The 14,675-nt window shown below is 76.9% G+C and carries 17 protein-coding genes; 11 read left to right on the forward strand and 6 right to left on the reverse strand.

What is annotated here, in order from left to right:
- Positions 1–95 precede the first annotated feature (95 nt).
- The 4 genes from C892_RS0101560 (at position 96) to C892_RS0101575 (ending at position 3,023) form a co-directional block, all read left to right on the forward strand.
- Complete coding sequence (locus tag C892_RS0101560; RefSeq protein WP_017555743.1) at positions 96–1,112, forward strand: iron chelate uptake ABC transporter family permease subunit; 1,017 nt, start codon at positions 96–98, stop codon at positions 1,110–1,112.
- Between the two features lie 149 nt (positions 1,113–1,261).
- A complete protein-coding gene (locus C892_RS0101565; RefSeq protein WP_017555744.1) occupies positions 1,262–1,624 on the forward strand; it encodes a hypothetical protein in 363 nt (120 codons plus the stop codon).
- A gap of 99 nt (positions 1,625–1,723) precedes the next feature.
- Positions 1,724–2,569, forward strand: coding sequence for an SDR family oxidoreductase (locus tag C892_RS0101570; protein ID WP_017555745.1), 846 nt, complete (start codon positions 1,724–1,726; stop codon positions 2,567–2,569).
- Positions 2,570–2,702: 133 nt separating this feature from the next.
- Entirely contained in the window at positions 2,703–3,023 is a 321-nt protein-coding gene (locus tag C892_RS0101575) for a 4a-hydroxytetrahydrobiopterin dehydratase (protein ID WP_017555746.1), read from the forward strand.
- 23 nt (positions 3,024–3,046) lie between these two features.
- Here the strand turns inward: C892_RS0101575 and C892_RS0101580 are convergent, their stop codons facing one another.
- Positions 3,047–3,472: a VOC family protein gene (locus tag C892_RS0101580; protein ID WP_017555747.1), complete on the reverse strand. Its 426-nt coding sequence runs from the start codon at positions 3,470–3,472 to the stop codon at positions 3,047–3,049.
- Between the two features lie 511 nt (positions 3,473–3,983).
- On the opposite strand from C892_RS0101580, the gene C892_RS0101590 reads away from it, so the two are divergent.
- The 4 genes from C892_RS0101590 to C892_RS32500 all read left to right on the forward strand — a co-directional run bounded on the left by C892_RS0101590 (position 3,984) and on the right by C892_RS32500 (position 6,590).
- Positions 3,984–4,694 carry a helix-turn-helix domain-containing protein gene (locus C892_RS0101590; RefSeq protein WP_239647224.1) on the forward strand — a complete coding sequence of 237 codons (711 nt, stop codon included), beginning with the start codon at positions 3,984–3,986 and terminating at the stop codon, positions 4,692–4,694.
- 4 nt (positions 4,695–4,698) lie between these two features.
- Entirely contained in the window at positions 4,699–5,097 is a 399-nt protein-coding gene (locus tag C892_RS0101595; protein ID WP_017555750.1) for a VOC family protein, read from the forward strand.
- Positions 5,098–5,298: 201 nt separating this feature from the next.
- Positions 5,299–5,706, forward strand: a complete 408-nt coding sequence (locus tag C892_RS31980) for a hypothetical protein (RefSeq protein ID WP_239647225.1) — start codon at positions 5,299–5,301, stop codon at positions 5,704–5,706.
- Between the two features lie 86 nt (positions 5,707–5,792).
- Positions 5,793–6,590 (forward strand): class I SAM-dependent methyltransferase, encoded by a 798-nt coding sequence (locus C892_RS32500; RefSeq protein WP_040685228.1) that lies wholly within the window; start codon positions 5,793–5,795, stop codon positions 6,588–6,590.
- Here C892_RS32500 and C892_RS28350 read toward each other — a convergent pair.
- The 3 genes from C892_RS28350 to C892_RS0101620 all read right to left on the reverse strand — a co-directional run bounded on the left by C892_RS28350 (position 6,574) and on the right by C892_RS0101620 (position 8,743).
- Positions 6,574–6,849 carry a GNAT family N-acetyltransferase gene (locus C892_RS28350; RefSeq protein WP_017555753.1) on the reverse strand — a complete coding sequence of 92 codons (276 nt, stop codon included), beginning with the start codon at positions 6,847–6,849 and terminating at the stop codon, positions 6,574–6,576. The two genes, C892_RS32500 and C892_RS28350, sit on opposite strands and share 17 nt — an antisense overlap.
- Before the next feature lie 122 nt (positions 6,850–6,971).
- Complete coding sequence (locus C892_RS0101615; RefSeq protein ID WP_017555754.1) at positions 6,972–8,141, reverse strand: FAD-dependent monooxygenase; 1,170 nt, start codon at positions 8,139–8,141, stop codon at positions 6,972–6,974.
- Positions 8,138–8,743, reverse strand: coding sequence for a TetR/AcrR family transcriptional regulator (locus C892_RS0101620; protein WP_017555755.1), 606 nt, complete (start codon positions 8,741–8,743; stop codon positions 8,138–8,140). The genes C892_RS0101615 and C892_RS0101620 overlap by 4 nt, the downstream gene beginning before the upstream one ends.
- A gap of 132 nt (positions 8,744–8,875) precedes the next feature.
- Here C892_RS0101620 and C892_RS0101625 point away from each other — a divergent pair, with 132 nt between their 5' ends.
- The gene (locus tag C892_RS0101625) at positions 8,876–9,745 is read left to right on the forward strand and encodes an MOSC domain-containing protein (protein WP_083934299.1); all 870 of its coding nucleotides are present in this window, start codon (positions 8,876–8,878) and stop codon (positions 9,743–9,745) included.
- Positions 9,746–9,790: 45 nt separating this feature from the next.
- Here C892_RS0101625 and C892_RS0101630 read toward each other — a convergent pair whose 3' ends face one another.
- Positions 9,791–10,684, reverse strand: a complete 894-nt coding sequence (locus tag C892_RS0101630; protein WP_017555757.1) for a LysR family transcriptional regulator — start codon at positions 10,682–10,684, stop codon at positions 9,791–9,793.
- 80 nt (positions 10,685–10,764) lie between these two features.
- On the opposite strand from C892_RS0101630, the gene C892_RS32505 reads away from it, so the two are divergent.
- Positions 10,765–11,994 carry an MFS transporter gene (locus C892_RS32505; RefSeq protein WP_017555758.1) on the forward strand — a complete coding sequence of 410 codons (1,230 nt, stop codon included), beginning with the start codon at positions 10,765–10,767 and terminating at the stop codon, positions 11,992–11,994.
- A 201-nt stretch (positions 11,995–12,195) separates the two neighbouring features.
- On the opposite strand, the gene C892_RS0101640 is transcribed toward C892_RS32505, so the two are convergent.
- Entirely contained in the window at positions 12,196–13,578 is a 1,383-nt protein-coding gene (locus C892_RS0101640; RefSeq protein ID WP_017555759.1) for an FAD-binding protein, read from the reverse strand.
- 115 nt (positions 13,579–13,693) lie between these two features.
- Between C892_RS0101640 and C892_RS0101645 the strand changes: the two genes are divergently transcribed.
- Positions 13,694–14,671 (forward strand): helix-turn-helix transcriptional regulator, encoded by a 978-nt coding sequence (locus C892_RS0101645; RefSeq protein ID WP_026124073.1) that lies wholly within the window; start codon positions 13,694–13,696, stop codon positions 14,669–14,671.
- Positions 14,672–14,675: the final 4 nt, after the last annotated feature.

Genomic DNA, 14,675 nt, shown 5'->3' on the forward strand with positions numbered 1-14,675 from the left:
CGGTGGCGGGGCCGCGGTCTAGCGTCGGCCGCATCCGCGGGGGCGCACCCGCGGCCGTCGGCGGCCGGGCCCCGCGCGGAGGGGGAGGGGACGCGATGCTCGGCGGCCTGTCGCCGGCCCGCGGTGCCGCCGCGGCCGGATGCGCCGTGCTGCTGGTGGCGGCGGCGGGCGCGGCCCTGCTGGTGGGCGAGTTCCCGGTGCCCGGGCGCGAGCTGGCGCGGGCGCTGGCGACCCCGGGGGGCGAGCCGGGGTCGGTGGGCTTCATCGTGTGGGAGCTGCGGGTGCCGCGCCTGGTGGCCGGGGCGGCCGCGGGGGCGGTGTTCGCCGCCGCGGCGGTGCTGCTGCAGGGCGCCTGGGGGGTTCGGGCCATGGACGTGCGCCTGCTGGGCATGGGCGGGGGAGCGGTCCTGGGGGCGGTGCTGGCCGGTCCGGTCGGGCAGGCGGGGCCGCTGGTGCGGGCGGCGGGCGCGGTGGCGGGCGCGCTGGCGGCCGGGGCGCTGGTGACGGCCGCGGTGCGGCGCCTGGGCGTGGCGTGGGGGCCGGCGGGTCGTGCCGTGGCGGGTGCGGCGGTCGACGGGCTGCTCACGTGCGCGGCGGTCCTTGCGGCGGTGCGGGCCGCCGGGGGGTGGGAGGCGGCGGGTGCGGCGGGGCCGGCCTGGGTGGCGCTCGGGTCGCTGTCGGGGGCGCTGGAGCAGGCGGTGCCGCTGGGGGCGCTGTGCGGGGCGGCGCTGGCGGCGGCGCTGGTGTGGGGGGCCTCGGACACGGGGCGGGGGAGCGGTGCGCCGTGGCGGGTGCTGGGCCCGGTCGCGGTGCTGTGCGGGTGCGGGACGGCGCTGGCCGGGCCCGTGGCGCTGGCGGGGCTTCCGGCCGCCCTCGCGGGCCGCTGGATGGGCCGGGGGAGGCCGGTTCGGTCGCTGCTGGCGGCGGCGCCGGTGGGGGCGTGCACGGTGCTGGCGGCCGACGCGGTGCTGCGTGCGGCGGGCGGGGCGGCCGAGCCTGCGGTGGGGGCGGCGACGGCGGCGCTGGGGGTTCCGGTGCTGGCGGCGCTGGTCGCGGGCCGTGCCCAGGAGGGGAGCGCGCACGCGCCGGGCTCCCCGGCCGCCCGCGGGTAGGGCGGAGAAGGACGGGAGAGCGTCCGGCGCCGCAATCCAAATCTACGTTATAAAGGTGGCGGTTTCCGGCCTTCCAGCCCCAAGCACAAAGGAGCGGCTCCGCCGCACCGAACCCCAAGGCGCCACGCCGTGTGGAAGGATCTGGGCCCATGGGTCTGGGAACGTGGCTGAAGCCCTGGACATGGAGGCGTCCGCGCGACTTCGCATCCCGGCCGGCCGCCCTGCAACCCCGGTTGCAGGGCCACCGCCGGCGGGCGGCCGAGGAGCTCGCTCGGGCCGAGGCCGCGCGCACGAAGGCCGCCATGGAGAGTGAGCGCCGGCGCCTGATCGAGCGCATGGCGGATCTGGGCCGGGAGATCCGGGCCGCGGAGCGCGGGGTGGATCAGGGGGCGTGGGATGAGTACCACGACCGGTTCGTGGAACAGCTGGTCGAGCTCGACCGGACCATGGGGCGCGAGGGCGGTGCGGAGGGGGTCCGCGCGGAGCTGCGGCGCCGCATAGACGGGGGCTGAGGGCCGGTGGGCCCTGAAGGCGGAAAACCGGTGGCCCGCCGCTCGGGGCCGCCGTTAGCCTGCACCCCGCCCTGCCCCGCCGTTTCCAGGAGGCCGTCCGTGGAGCAGCAGCCCGTCAGTCCCGAGGACCCCGTGCCCGAGCGCGCCGTCCGTCCGCTGCTGGGGCGCGGCGCCCTGGTCACCGGGGTCAGCCGGCGCGACGGGATCGGCTACGCCGTCGCCCGCCGCCTGGCGGCCTACGGCGCCTCGGTGTTCTGCCACCACTTCGCGTCGCACGATGCCGGGCAGCCGTGGGGCGGCGACGACGTCGGGGCGGTGTTGGAGGGGGTGCGGTCCGCCTGCAGTGATCCGCGGGCGCGGGTCGGGGGCGCGGAGGCCGACCTGGCCGTTGCGGACGCGCCGCGGGAGGTGTTCGGGGCCGCCCGGTCGGCTCTGGGCCGGGTCGACATCCTGGTGTGCAACCACGCCCGTTCGGGCGGCGACGCGGACCTGGCCGGCGTCACCGCGGACATGCTGGACGGCCACTGGGCGGTGGACGCGCGGTCGGCGCTGCTGCTGGCGCGGGAGTTCGCGGCGGCCCGTGACCGGGCGGAGGGCGGGCGTGTGGTGTTCCTGACCTCGGGGCAGGGGCAGGGGCCCATGCCGGGCGAGGTGGCCTACGCGGCGGCCAAGGGGGCGTTGGCGGCGGTCACGCTGACGGTCGCCGATGAGCTGGCCGACCGGGGCATCACCGTCAATACGGTCGATCCGGGGCCGGTGCAGACCGGGTACATCTCCGCGGGGGCCGAGGCGTATCTGATGCACAAGATGCCGATGGGGCGTCTCGGGCGCCCTGATGATCCGGCGCGTCTGATCGCGTGGCTGGCCACGGACGAGGCGTGTTGGATCACGGGGCAGGTGCTGCACAGCGAGGGCGGTTTCGCGCGGTGGCGGGATCCGTCGTGAGGGCCGGCCGGTCCTTGATTGGAACGGGCGGCGGTGAGGTAGGACAGCCGGGGGGTGCGTCGTACCCCCGGTAGGGGACCGTGCCGGGACAGGGCCGGGGCGGGGTGCCGTTCGACCGCGGAGGCGATGGGCCATGGCAGTGCTGGACGACAAGCAGATCGCCGATGGGCTGGAGCTGCTGGAGGGGTGGGAGTGGCGTCCTGAGGAGGCCGAGATCCGCCGGACGGTGGTGATGCCGGACTTCATGTCGGTGATCCACCTGGTGGAGGGGATCGCGCACGCCGCCGAGCAGGCGGGGCACCATCCGGACATGGACGTGCGCTACAACCGGCTGACGCTGCACCAGACCACGCATGCGGCCGGGGGTGTGACGGAGGCCGATTTCGCGCTGGCGGCGCGTATGGACGAGTTGATCGCCGATGCTCTGCCGGGGCAGGGGTCCGGGGAGGGCTGAGCGGCCGGCCGGGCCGGGCGGGTTCACCGGTCGCCGGGGGCGGCCTGTTCGCGGACGGCGAGGTAGTGGGGGCTGTGCATGAGCCCCAGCGTGTTGCCGAAGGGGTCGTTGACCAGGGCGGTGACGAAGCCGTCCTCGCGCTGGGTGGGGCCGTCGAGCGGGGTGGCGCCGAGCCCGGTGAGCCGGTCCAGGGCGGCGGCGACGTCGTCGACGTGCCAGTAGGCGACGGGGCCGAGGGTGCCCCAGGTGGAGCCGGGCGGGGCGTAGCGCCGGTCGACGATGCCGAGTTCGTCGGGGCGGTCGCCGATGCGGAATTCGGCGTAGGCGGTGCGGCCGTCGGGTCCGCTGCGTTCGAAGTAGGGGGCCTGGGAGAGCGCGTGGGTGTACCAGTCCTTGGCGGCGTCGACGTCGTCGGCCCATAGTCCGGCGTTGGCCAGTCCTCGCAGCATGGTGGCGCCTTTCGTGCCGGGTGGGTTCGCGTGGTCCGAGGCTAGGGGTGGTTGCGGACGGCCTGTGTCCTCGTTTCGGGGTGCCATCCGGTGGCGGACAGCGAGGCGACGGGGGCGAAGAGGGGTTCGGGCAGGTCCTCCCAGGGGTGCCAGGACGCAGACGCGGTGGAGGGGCATGGGGCCATGCTCGCATGGGCGGGCGGGGGTTTCTCGGCGGGGAATCGCGGACGGGAATTGATCTCGCCGGTTTCTAGGGTTCCCGTATGGATCACATGAGCACTGACATGGGTACCGGCACCGTTCCTGCGACCGCCGCCGTCACGGGGGGCTCGCGGAGGATCGGGCGGACCCTGGCGGTGCGGGCCGATGGGGGGCTGGTGTGATGCCGGAGGGGTTTCGGGTGGTGCGGCCCCATCGGGCGCTGGAGGGGCTCGTGGCGCCGTATGTGGGTTATGCGCATGGGGCGGATGTGCCGCCGGTGCATCTGGGTTTGCCTTCGGGGTGGGTGACGGTGGTGGTGTCGTTGGGCGGGCCGCTGGAGCTGTTGGGCGGTCCGGGGGCCGAGCGGGGGCCGGTGCGTTTGCAGGCGGCGGTGGGCGGGCTGCACATGGAGCCGGTGGTGCTGGGCCGCCGGGGGCTAGGGCGGGGTGTGCAGGTGGCGGTGCACCCTTTGGCGGCGCGGGCGCTGTTGGGCGCGGGCTCGGCCGAGCTGGCGGGGGCGACGGTGGCGGTGGAGGACCTGGGGGTGCCGTGGCTGCGGGGGCTGGCCGAGCGGGCGGCGGAGGCCGGGGGCGGTCGGGAGGTCTTCGCGGTGGTGGAGGGGGCTCTGCTGCGGGGGCTGGAGGAGGGGGGCGGTTCCGGGCCGGGCGGTGCGGTTCCGGCTGAGGTGGTGCAGGCCTGGCGGCTGCTGCGCGGCGGGGCGCGGGTGCAGGAGGCGGCCGACGGTGTGGGGTGGAGCAGGCGCCACCTGGCCCAGCGGTTCGGTTCGGAGGTGGGCCTGTCGCCGAAGCAGGCGGCCCGTCTGGCGCGGTTCGAGCGCAGTTCGCGTGCGCTTCGCGCCGGGCTGGGGCCGCTGTCGCGGGTGGCGGCCGAGTGCGGGTACGCCGACCAGGCGCATATGACCAACGACTGGCGCTCCCTGGCCGGGTGCACCCCGGCCCGGTGGGTACGCCAGGAGCTCCCATTCCTTCAAGACGGGGCGGTGTCCGAGGGGGCAGGGTGAGGGCATGAGTGATGAGCAGATGGCCGGAGGCGGTGCGGGGCCCGGGGTGTGGCCGTGCCTGGGGTATCGGGACGCCGAGGGCGCGCTGGAGTTCTTGACCGGGGTCCTGGGGTTCTCGGAGGCCTTGACCGTGCGCGGGGCCGGGGGCGTCGTGCACGGCGAGGTCCGCTGGCCCGAGGGCGGGGGGCTGATGTTCGGGACCAAGGAGGAGGCGGTCTCGGGGTGGGTGTACGTGGTCACGGCCGACCCCGACCGGGTGCATGCGCGTGCGGTGGCCGGCGGGGCCCGAGTCGTGGAAGGGCCGGTCGATACCGATTACGGGTCGCGCAACGTGACGGTGGTCGATCCTGAGGGCAATACGTTCACGTTCGGTACCTACCGGGGGACCGAGCCGGGGGGCTGAGCGGGTTCTAGGGTGGTCGGTGCCTGGGGCGCCCCGTCCCTTGATCCCCCGTGAGAGGCCCCTGTTCCCGTGAGCCGTCCGCCTTTGCTGTTCCTCGACGTCGATGGTCCGCTGAACCCTTTCCGGTGCCCTTTTCCGGGGCCTCGGGGGTACGCCAGTCACCGGATGAAGCCCGCGTCCTGGCTGCGGCAGCATCCGGGCGTGCCCGCCGATCGGGTGCGGCCGCTGACGGTTCGGCTGGATCCCGGGATCGGTCCGCGGTTGCTGGGGCTGCCGATGGAGCCGGTGTGGGCGACCACGTGGGAGCACGACGCCAACACCTGGATCGGGCCGCGGCTGGGCCTGCCGGAGCTGCCGGTGGTGGAGTGGCCGGCCGCGCGTGCGGGGGGTTCGGGCGGGCTGCACTGGAAGACGCGGGCGCTGTCGGCCTGGGCGGGGGAGCGGGCCTTCGCCTGGGTCGACGACGAGCCGGGCGAGGCCGACCGCCGCTGGCTGGAGGCGCGGCATCCGGCGCCGTTCCTGGTGGTGCGGGTCGATCCGGCGCGGGGGTTGGGGGAGGAGGACTTCGCACGGCTGGGCGCGTGGGCCGAGCGGACCGCGGCGGCCTGAGGGGCTGGGCGCTGGGGCATCGTTCGGGCCGGTCGGGGGAATCCTGTGCCTGCGGGGCGGGGCGCCCCGGGGAGGGGCTGGTGGCGATGGACCGGTGGGGGGCCGCGCGGGCCCGGGCTCTGGGGCCGATGGTGATCGCGGCGGTCGACCAGTGCCTGCCCACGCAGGAGCGGGTGGTGCACGACCGGCTGGTGCTGCGGCTGCTGCCGCGCGGGGCCCGGTTGGCGGTGGGGGCGTGCCGTGTGGGGGCGGTGCGGGCGTGGGCGGTGCGTGCGGGGGAGCGGCGGGCCCCGGGGGTGTGGGCGGCGGCGCTGTGCCGCCGGCGTTTCGGCGATGACGTGGTGGCCCGGGCGGTGGCCGAGGGGATCGGCCAGGTGGTGGTGCTGGGGGCGGGACTGGACACCCGGGCGTGCCGTCTGGTGGTGCCGGCGGGGGTGCCCGCGTTCGAGGTGGACGGGCCCGGGGCGGTGGTGCGCAAGCGCCTGCGGTTGAAGCGGGCCCTGGGGCGGGTGCCGGTGGGGCTGCGGCTGGTGGCGGTGGGGGCCGATGCGCGGTCGTTGGCCGCGGGGCTGGAGGCGGCCGGGTACCGGTCGGACCGTTCGGCGCTGTTCGTGTGGGAGGGGGCGGCGCGGCGGCCGGGCCGTGCGGGGGCGGTGCTGGGGGTTCTGGAGTCGGCGGCGCCGGGCAGCGGGCTGGTGCTGTGGGGCGGGCCGGGGGCGGAGGCCGGCCGGGTGGGTGCGGTGCTGGCGGGGTCCGGGTGGTGTGAGCGTGAGCGCCTGCGGGGGCCGGGGTATGCCGAGCGGTACCTGCGGGCGGCCGGGCGGGAGGGGTTGGCGGTCCGGTCGGCAGAGTGGTCGCTGTACGCGGTCAAGCGGGCCCGGTGATGCGCGGGGGCACGTGGGGCAGGCGGGGGCGGTGCTCCATGCAGGTGGTGTCGGGGGCGGCGGAGCCGTATTCGGCGTGGAGGCCGTGGGCGTCCTCGGTGTGCAGCATCCGCCGGAAGTCGCGCCCGGGGCCGTTGTCGGTCATCTCGGTGAGGATGGCGCGGCCCAGTCCCCGGCCGCGTGCTGAGGGGTCGGCGTAGACGTCGGCGAGGTAGGCCAGGGCGGCGCCGTCGGAGGCGGTGCGGGCGAAGCCGACCATGCGCCCGGTCGTGGTCCGGTGCTGTGGTCAGTGTGCGCCAGGGCCATGGGCGGTCGGTGCGGGCGGGGTCGTGCGGGCGGGGTCGGTGCTGATGTCGATCCCTTGCATTCGGGGGGTTCCTTTCAGGGGGCGGCGGGGACGTGTGCGGCGGGTTTGCCGGTGAGCATGCGGGTCATGAGGCGGCCGGTGCCGGGCAGGGCGAGCAGGCCCAGCATCAGGCGGCGGGCGTGCAGGCGGGTGCGGGAGCGGGGCAGGAACCAGTGGGCGGTGCGCAGGGCGGCGCGGCGGCGCTGTTCGGCCACGGGGCGCCAGGCGCGTTCGTAGGCGGCCAGGCCGAGTTCGGGGGTGGCGGCGCGGGCCAGGTGCTCGGCCAGGGTGTAGGCGCCGCCGACGGCCAGGGAGGCGCCCTGTCCGGCGAGCAGGGAGACGGCGTAGGCGGAGTCGCCCACCAGGACGGCGCGTCCGCTGGACCAGGAGGGCACGTGGGTCTGGGCGACGTGGTCGTAGTAGATGCGGTCGGGTTCGGGGCAGGCCCGCAGTGCGCGGGGGACGAGCCATCCCAGGCCGGAGCAGGCGCTGCGCAGGGCGGCGCGGGGGTCGTGGGGCAGGTGGGTGTCCTGGGTGCGGAAGACGATGAAGGCGGCGATGAGTCCGTTGCCGAGTCCGTACAGGCCCATCTGGGCGCCGGTGGTGTCGGTGAGGAAGAAGCGGTCGCGGACGTGTTCGTGGACGTGGGGGTCGTGGAAGGTGTAGGCGGCGGTGTGGAAGCCCAGGTGGCGCAGGTGGTCGGGGGTGTCGCCGAACAGGGCGCGGCGGACGGGGGAGTGGATGCCGTCGGCGCCGATGAGCAGGTCGGCTTCCAGGTCGGTGCCGTCGTGGAGGCGGGCGGCGGCGCCGTCGGGGGCGGTGCGGGCGCCGGTGACGCGGGCGCCGTAGCGCAGTTCGACGGTTTCGGGCAGGGCCTGGCGCAGGACGTGTTCGAGGTCGGGGCGCAGGATGGAGATCAGGCCGCCGGTGGCCTGGGCGAAGGCGGAGAAGGGGGCGGTGGCGCGGACGCGGCCGTGTTCGTCGACGAAGGCGGCGTCGCGGAAGCGGTGGCCGGCCTGTTCGATGGCGGGCAGCAGGCCCATGGTGCGGGCGGCGTCGTGGCCGGGGCCGAAGAAGTCGATCATGAAGCCCTGGGGGCGCGGGCCGGGGGCCTTGTCCAGGACGGTGACCTGCCAGCCGTGGTGGGCCAGGCGGTGGGCGGCGGCGAGTCCGGCGATTCCGGCGCCGCTGATGAGGGCTTTCATCGGTGTCCTTCCGGTTCTTGCGGTCCCTGCTGTGCGGTGGGGTCGGTGGGGATGAGGCGGGTCAGGACGGGGGTGACGGCGGCGGAGGTGAGGGCGGGGTCCAGGGTGCGGTGGAGCATCATGCCGTCGACGGCGGCGGCCAGGACGGCGGCGGTGCGGCGGGGATCGGGCACGCCCTGGGCCTGCAGCCGGTCGGTGAGCCGGGTGCGGAACCGGTCGAGCAGGTCGGCCATGGCGGTGCGCAGGGCCTGGTTCCGGGTGGCGGTGAGCATGGCTTCGCTGATCAGGCGGGAGGCGGGGTCGTCGCCGGGGTAGTGGTCCAGGTCGGCCAGGAGCAGGTCCAGGGCCTGGGGGGCGGTGCGGGCCCGGTCCAGGGCGTCGGCGGCGCTGTCGACGACGTTCTCCATGACCTGCAGGGCGGCTTCGGTGAGCAGGGCGGGCAGGGAGGCGAAGTGGTAGTGCACCAGGCCGGGGCCCACGCCTGCGCGTTCGGCGACCATGCGGGTGCTGACCGCGTTCCAGCCCTGTTCGGCGACGAGCTCGGCGGCGGCGTGCAGGAGTCGGGTGCGGACGTGGTGTCCGCGTTCGGCGCTGGTGGCCACGGCCGGTCCTCCTTGGTCGTTCGTTCCGGGCACTCGCCTTGGGCGGCTGCCCAATTCCAGCATGGCACGTCCGGCCCTCCGGTGGGAAGGGGCGGTCCGCGGGCGGTGCGCGGGCCCGGTAGCGTCGTCGCCATGCCGCGAGTCGCCGCACTGATCAGTTATCCCGTCAATGGCTGCGCGGGCACGCCGCTGGAGCGGGCCGTGTCCGCCCCGGCCGGGCTGCCCCACGACCGGGCGTTCATGGTGGTCGATGAGGAGGGGGCCTTCCGCAGCCAGCGCGGGAGCCCGCGCCTGGCGCTCATCCGCCCGGGCGTGGAGGAGGGCGGGCGGCTCCTGCTCCTGGATGCGCCGGGCGCCGCGCCGGTGCGGGTGCCGGTCCGGGCCGAGGGGCCGCGCAGCGGTGCCACCATGCACGGGCGGCCCTTCGAGGCCGTCGACCAGGGCGAGGGGGCCGCGCGCTGGCTCACCGGGGTCCTGGGCGAGCCGAGCCGCCTGGTGCGCGTGGCCCCCGGGCACGACCGCGTGGTCACGGGGCGCTTCACCGGGACCAGCGCCTTCGCCGACAGCTCCTCGGCGCTGGTGCTGTCGCTGTCCTCGCTGGACCTGCTCAACGGGCGCCTGGCCGAGGCCGGGGCGCCGGCGCTGCCCATGGACCGCTTCCGCCCCAACATCGTGGTCTCGGGCTGGCCCGAGCCGCACACCGAGGACGGCGTGCTCACCATGCGCATCGGCGGCACCGGGCTGGGCTTCTCCAAGCCGTGCAAGCGCTGCGCGGTGACCACGGTGGACCAGGACACCGGCGAGAAGGCGGGCCCCGAGCCGCTGCGGACGCTGGCCTCCTACCGCCGGTGGGCCGAGGGCGGTGTGGTGTTCGGCGCCAAGTTCGCGGTCCTGGAGCCGGGGCCGATCGCGGTGGGCGACGAGGTCGAGGTGCACGATTGGGCCGAGGGCGAGCGCGCGCTGGTGGAGCTCGCGGGCCCGGGCCGGGCGGCCCGCGGGTGAGGCGGCGCCCGGCCCGCCGGGTGCTCGGAGGCGGCGACCGCGACCCTAGTGCGGGGCGCCGTCGCCGCCGAGGGACTCCTCCAGCAGCGCCAGGAACGCGGCCGCGGCAGGGGAGGGCGGCAGCGGCCCCCACACCAGGCGCTCGGCCCTGACGGGGGCGTCGCCCACCGGTACCGCCCGAACGCCCTCCAGTCCGGGGACGAAGGGCTCGGGCAGCATCCCCACCCCCAGGCCCTCGCGGACCAGGCGCACCATCGTGTCGGCCCCCGACACCTCGAAGGCGACCTCGCGGTGCAGCCCGGCGGCGGTGAAGGCCTGGTCGGACTGGGCGCGCCCGGCGGATCCCTCGGGGAAGTCGACGAACACCTCGGCGGCCAGCTCGCGCAGGCCCACGTGGTCGCGCCCGGCCAGGGGGTGGTGCGGGGCGGCGATGGCCGCGAGCCGGTTGGTCGCCAACTCGCGCATGCGCAGGCCCGGGACCTGCACGTCGGGCAGCACCCCCAGCAGGGCGGCGTCGAGCTCGCCCCGGCGTACCTGCTCGATCATCAGCTCGCTGCCGATGGTGCGCAGCGCCACCCCGGCCCCGGGGTAGCGCTGGCGGAAGCGCCCCAGCAGTGCGGGCAGGTCCACGGCGGTGACGGTGGGGACCGCCCCCAGGCGCAGCCTGCCCCGGACCTCGCCGGCGGCGGCGCCGGCCTCGGCGCGGGCGCGCTCGGCGGCCTCCAGGGCCTGGCGGGCGGCGGGCAGGAACGCCTCGCCGGCCGGGGTGGGGCGCACGCGGCGGCTGGTGCGCTCGAACAGCCGGGTCCCCAGCTCCCGCTCCAGGCGGGCGATCTGGTGGCTCAGGGCGGACTGGACGACCCGGCACCGCTCGGCGGCCCGGGTGAAGTTGCGCTCCTCGGCGACGGCGATGACGTAGCGCATCTGCTGCAGATCCACACCGTTGATCGTAGTCGTTCATCGATCGGATGAGAACAATGTGTTGGACAGATCGGCCGGGGCGGGCCGACGCTGGGGCCATGACGACGACACCCCTGCGCGCGGCCCCGCCCGCGCACCCGTCCGGGGCCGAGCCGCCCGCCCCCGGCATCGGCCGCGCACTGCTGTTCCTGATGTCGGCCGCCACCGGCCTGGCCGTGGCCGGGAACTACCTGGCCCACCCGCTGCTGGAGCGCGTCTCCGGCGCGCTGGGCGCCGCCCCGGCGGCGGCCGCGCTCATCGTCACCGCCGCCCAGGCCGGCTACGGGGCCGGGCTGCTGCTGGTGGTGCCGCTGGCCGACATCGTCGAGCGGCGCCGGCTGGCCTGCGCGCTGCTGGCGGCCGCCGCCGCGGGCCTGGCCGCCTCGGCCGCGGCGCCCTCGCTGCCGGTGCTGCTGGCCACCACCGCGGCCACCGCCTTCGCCTCGGCCGCCGCGCAGGTGCTGGTGGGCACCGGCGCGGGGATGGCCGCGCCGCGGGACCGGGGGCGCGTGGTGGCGGCGATGATGTCGGGCCTGCTGACCGGTGTGCTGGCGGCGCGCGTGGCCTCCGGGGCGCTGGCCGAGGCCGGGGGGTGGACGGCGCCCTACTGGGCGGCCGCGGCCCTGCTGGCGGCGGCCGCGGCGGCCCTGCGCCTGGCCATGCCGCGCTCGCACCCGCCGGTGCCGGCGGGAGGGCGCCCCGGCTACCCGGCGCTGCTGGCCTCCACGCTGGGGCTCATGGCGGCCGAGCCGGTGCTGCGGCGCCGCGCGGGCATGGCGGCGCTCTCGGCTGCGGGGTACATGGGGCTGTGGACGGGGCTGGCGCTGCTGCTGGGCGGCCCGGCCTACGGCTGGTCGACCACGGCCATCGGCCTGTTCGGGCTGCTGGCGGCCGCCGGCCCGGTGGCCGTGCAGGTCGCCGGGCGCCTGGCCGACCGCGGGCACGTGCGCGGGGTGACCGCGGCCGGTGCGGCGGCGGTCGCGGGGGCCTGGGCGGTGCTGGCGGGCGCGGCCGGGGCGCTGCCGCTGCTGGTGGCGGGGCTGCTGCTGGCCGACGTGGGCCAGCAGCTGGTGCTCAACAGCTCCCAGAACGTGCTGTACGCGCTGCGGCCCGAGGTGCGCAACCGGATGAACTCGGTGTTCATGACCGCGTTCTTCGCCGGCGGGGCGCTGGGGGCGGCGCTGGCCGGGAGCCTGTGGGGCGCGTGGGGGTGGAACGGCGTGGTGGCGCTGGGGGCGGCGTCGGCCCTGGGGGTGGCGGTGCTGTGGGCCGTGGACCGGTGGCGGTGAGGGGCGCGCCCATCGGGGTGCGTGCCCGGGTCCGTCGTCGCATCCGGGGCGGTGTCGATCACGTCGGTCGCCGCGGCCCGCGGGGAGGGCGGTGGTCCTCACCCCTCATCGGCTCTGTGCCGGCCGATGGCCCCCGCCCCCCGTGCGCGGGTTCGATGAGCAGGGGCGGAGCCCGGCGTGCGGCTCCGCCCCGGGCGGGCCTCAGTCCAGGCGGTGGCCGAAGGCGAACACGTCGGTGGGGTCGTGCTCGGCCTTCAGGCGCCGGAGCAGGTCGAGGTCCTGGGCGGGGTAGGCGCTGCGCACCACCTCGGGGGTGCTGTGCGGCCCGCTGGGCAGGAAGGTGGGCAGGCGGCCCAGCGACCAGGGCGCCAGCGCGGAGGCGGTCTCGCGCACGCGGCGCGCCGCCTCGGGGTCGACCTCGGCGCCGGGCATGGTCAGCACGTTGGTGAAGTAGGCCGCCTGGCGGTGGCCGACCATCGCCTGCCCGTCTGCGGCCAGCGCTCCGCCCATGTGGCGCACTTCGGCGATGAGCGGCGCGCCCGGCCCCGGCTCGGCGGCGCGTGCCAGTGCGCCCAGCGCCCGGTGCGGCAGGTCCCGCACGAGCGCGGTGTCCCCGAACCAGGCCACGGGGGTGTCCGGTTCGCCGTGCACGCTGCCGGACTCGCAGGCGGGCATGTCCGTCAGTTCGCCCATGAGCACGGGCCCGGCCTCGAGGCGCCGCACCAGGTCCCGTCCGCGCTGGGCGGGCCCGGTGTAGGCGACGCGCAGGTGCATGACGGTGCGCCCGGTGATCGCCTCGGGGACCCCGGGGGCGTCGGGGACGGGGATCAGCGCGGCCGAGGAGTTCATCTCGGGCGGCAGGTCCCGCGTCCAGGCGGTGTAGGCGCCCAAGGCGGCGGCGGGGTCGGCGGCGTCGAGGTAGAGGCCGCCGCCGAAGAGGCGCTCCAGTTCCACCAGTTCGGTCTCCACCTCGGTCACGGCCGCCAGTGCGCCGCGGCCGCCCAGCAGCCCGCGCACCAGTGCGGGCTCGTCCCGGGGGGTCAGGGTGCGCAGGCGCCCCTGGGCGGTGACGACCTGCAGCCGGCGCACCCGGTCGGCGGCCCAGCCGAAGGTCCGCCCGAGCAGGGGCAGGCCGCCGCCCAGCAGGTAGCCCACCGCTCCCACGTGCGGGGCCGACCCGCCCAGCGGTGCCAGGCCGTGCTCGGCCGCGGCCCGTGCCACGGCGCCCCCGCGGGCGCCGGCCCGGATGCGGGCGGTGCGCCGGTGCGGGTCGATGCCGACCCGGGCCATGCGGTGCGTGGTGATGAGCACGCCCCCTTCTGCGGGCCGGCCGGGGCCGTGCCCGGTGCCCTGCACGGCGGCCGTGAGCCCGTGCTCGGCGGCGAAGGAGACGGCCAGGCGCACGTCCTCGGGGCGTGCCGCCCCCACGGCCAGGCGGGGCCGGTGCGGCTGGGAGGTCTGGAAGTTGGCGCACTCGGCGTCGAAGCCCTCGTCCCCGGCGATGAGGACCGGCCCCTGCACCGCCGCGGCCAGCGCCCGCGCCCGGTGGTCCGGCGTGTCGGTGGTGGTGGTCGTCTGGCTCATGCCCGTCCCTTCGGTGTTGCGGTCCGGCGCCCCGCCTTCGGGGCTCCGGCTGACGGGGGGAGCATTCCGGGCAAACTTGACAGCTTCCGTCATGTTTTCGGGCCATCATGGGGGCATGAAGTCCGACCGGTTGCTGTCGATCCTGCTGCTGTTGCAGACCCGGTCCCGTGTCACCGCCGCCGAGCTGGCCGAGCGCCTGGAGGTGTCGGTGCGCACGGTGTACCGCGACGTCGAGGCGCTCTCGGCCGCCGGCGTGCCGGTCTACGCCGAGCGCGGGCGCCGCGGCGGCATCGCGCTGCTGCCGGGTTTTCGCACCGACGTCAGCGGGCTGACCGCCCCGGAGGCCCAGGCCCTGTTCGTGCTGGCCTCCGGGGGCGCGCACGGCGCGCTGGGGCTGGAGGGGGCGCTCGGTTCGGCGCTGCGCAAGGTGATGGCGGCCCTCCCGGCCCCGCACCGCCCGGCCGCCGAGCAGATGAGCCGGCGCGTCATCGTGGAGGCCGGGCGCTGGCGCAGCGGCGCGCGGGCCGACGCCGACCTGCGCGTGCTGCAGGGGGCGCTCTTCGGCGACCGGCGGCTGCGCCTGGGCTACCGGCACGGCGGCGGCCGCGAGGCCGAGTACACCGCCGACCCCTACGCGCTGGTGGCCAAGGCCGGCATCTGGTACCTGGTGGCCGACGTGGAGGGGGAGCCGCGCCTGTTCCGCGCCGACCGCGTGCTGTGGGCCCGGGAGCTGCAGGAGCCGGTGCGCAGGCGCCCCGGGCAGGATCCGGTGGCGGTGTGGGAGGGGCTGCGCGAGGAGGTGGAGCGCCGCCCGGAGGGGGTGCGGGTGCGCGTGGCGGTGCGCGCGTCCAAGGCGGGGCTGTTCACCCGCATCGTGGGCCCCTTCCTGGTCGAGCCGCCCCGGCCCGAGGCGGGCCGGCAGTGGTGCGAGGCGGTGCTGGCCTACCCCGAGGTGCGGGCCGCGCGCCAGCTCCTGCAGTTCGGCGCCGACGTGCGGGTGCGGGCGCCGCGGGCCGCGCGCCGGGTGATGGCCGAGGGGGCCGCGGAGCTGGCCGGCCTGTACGGGGCGGGGGGCGAGGCGGGGCAGGGGTAGCGGC

Origin of the sequence: Nocardiopsis baichengensis YIM 90130 (assembly GCF_000341205.1) — a bacterium.
Classification (GTDB): Bacteria; Actinomycetota; Actinomycetes; order Streptosporangiales; family Streptosporangiaceae; genus Nocardiopsis_A; species Nocardiopsis_A halophila.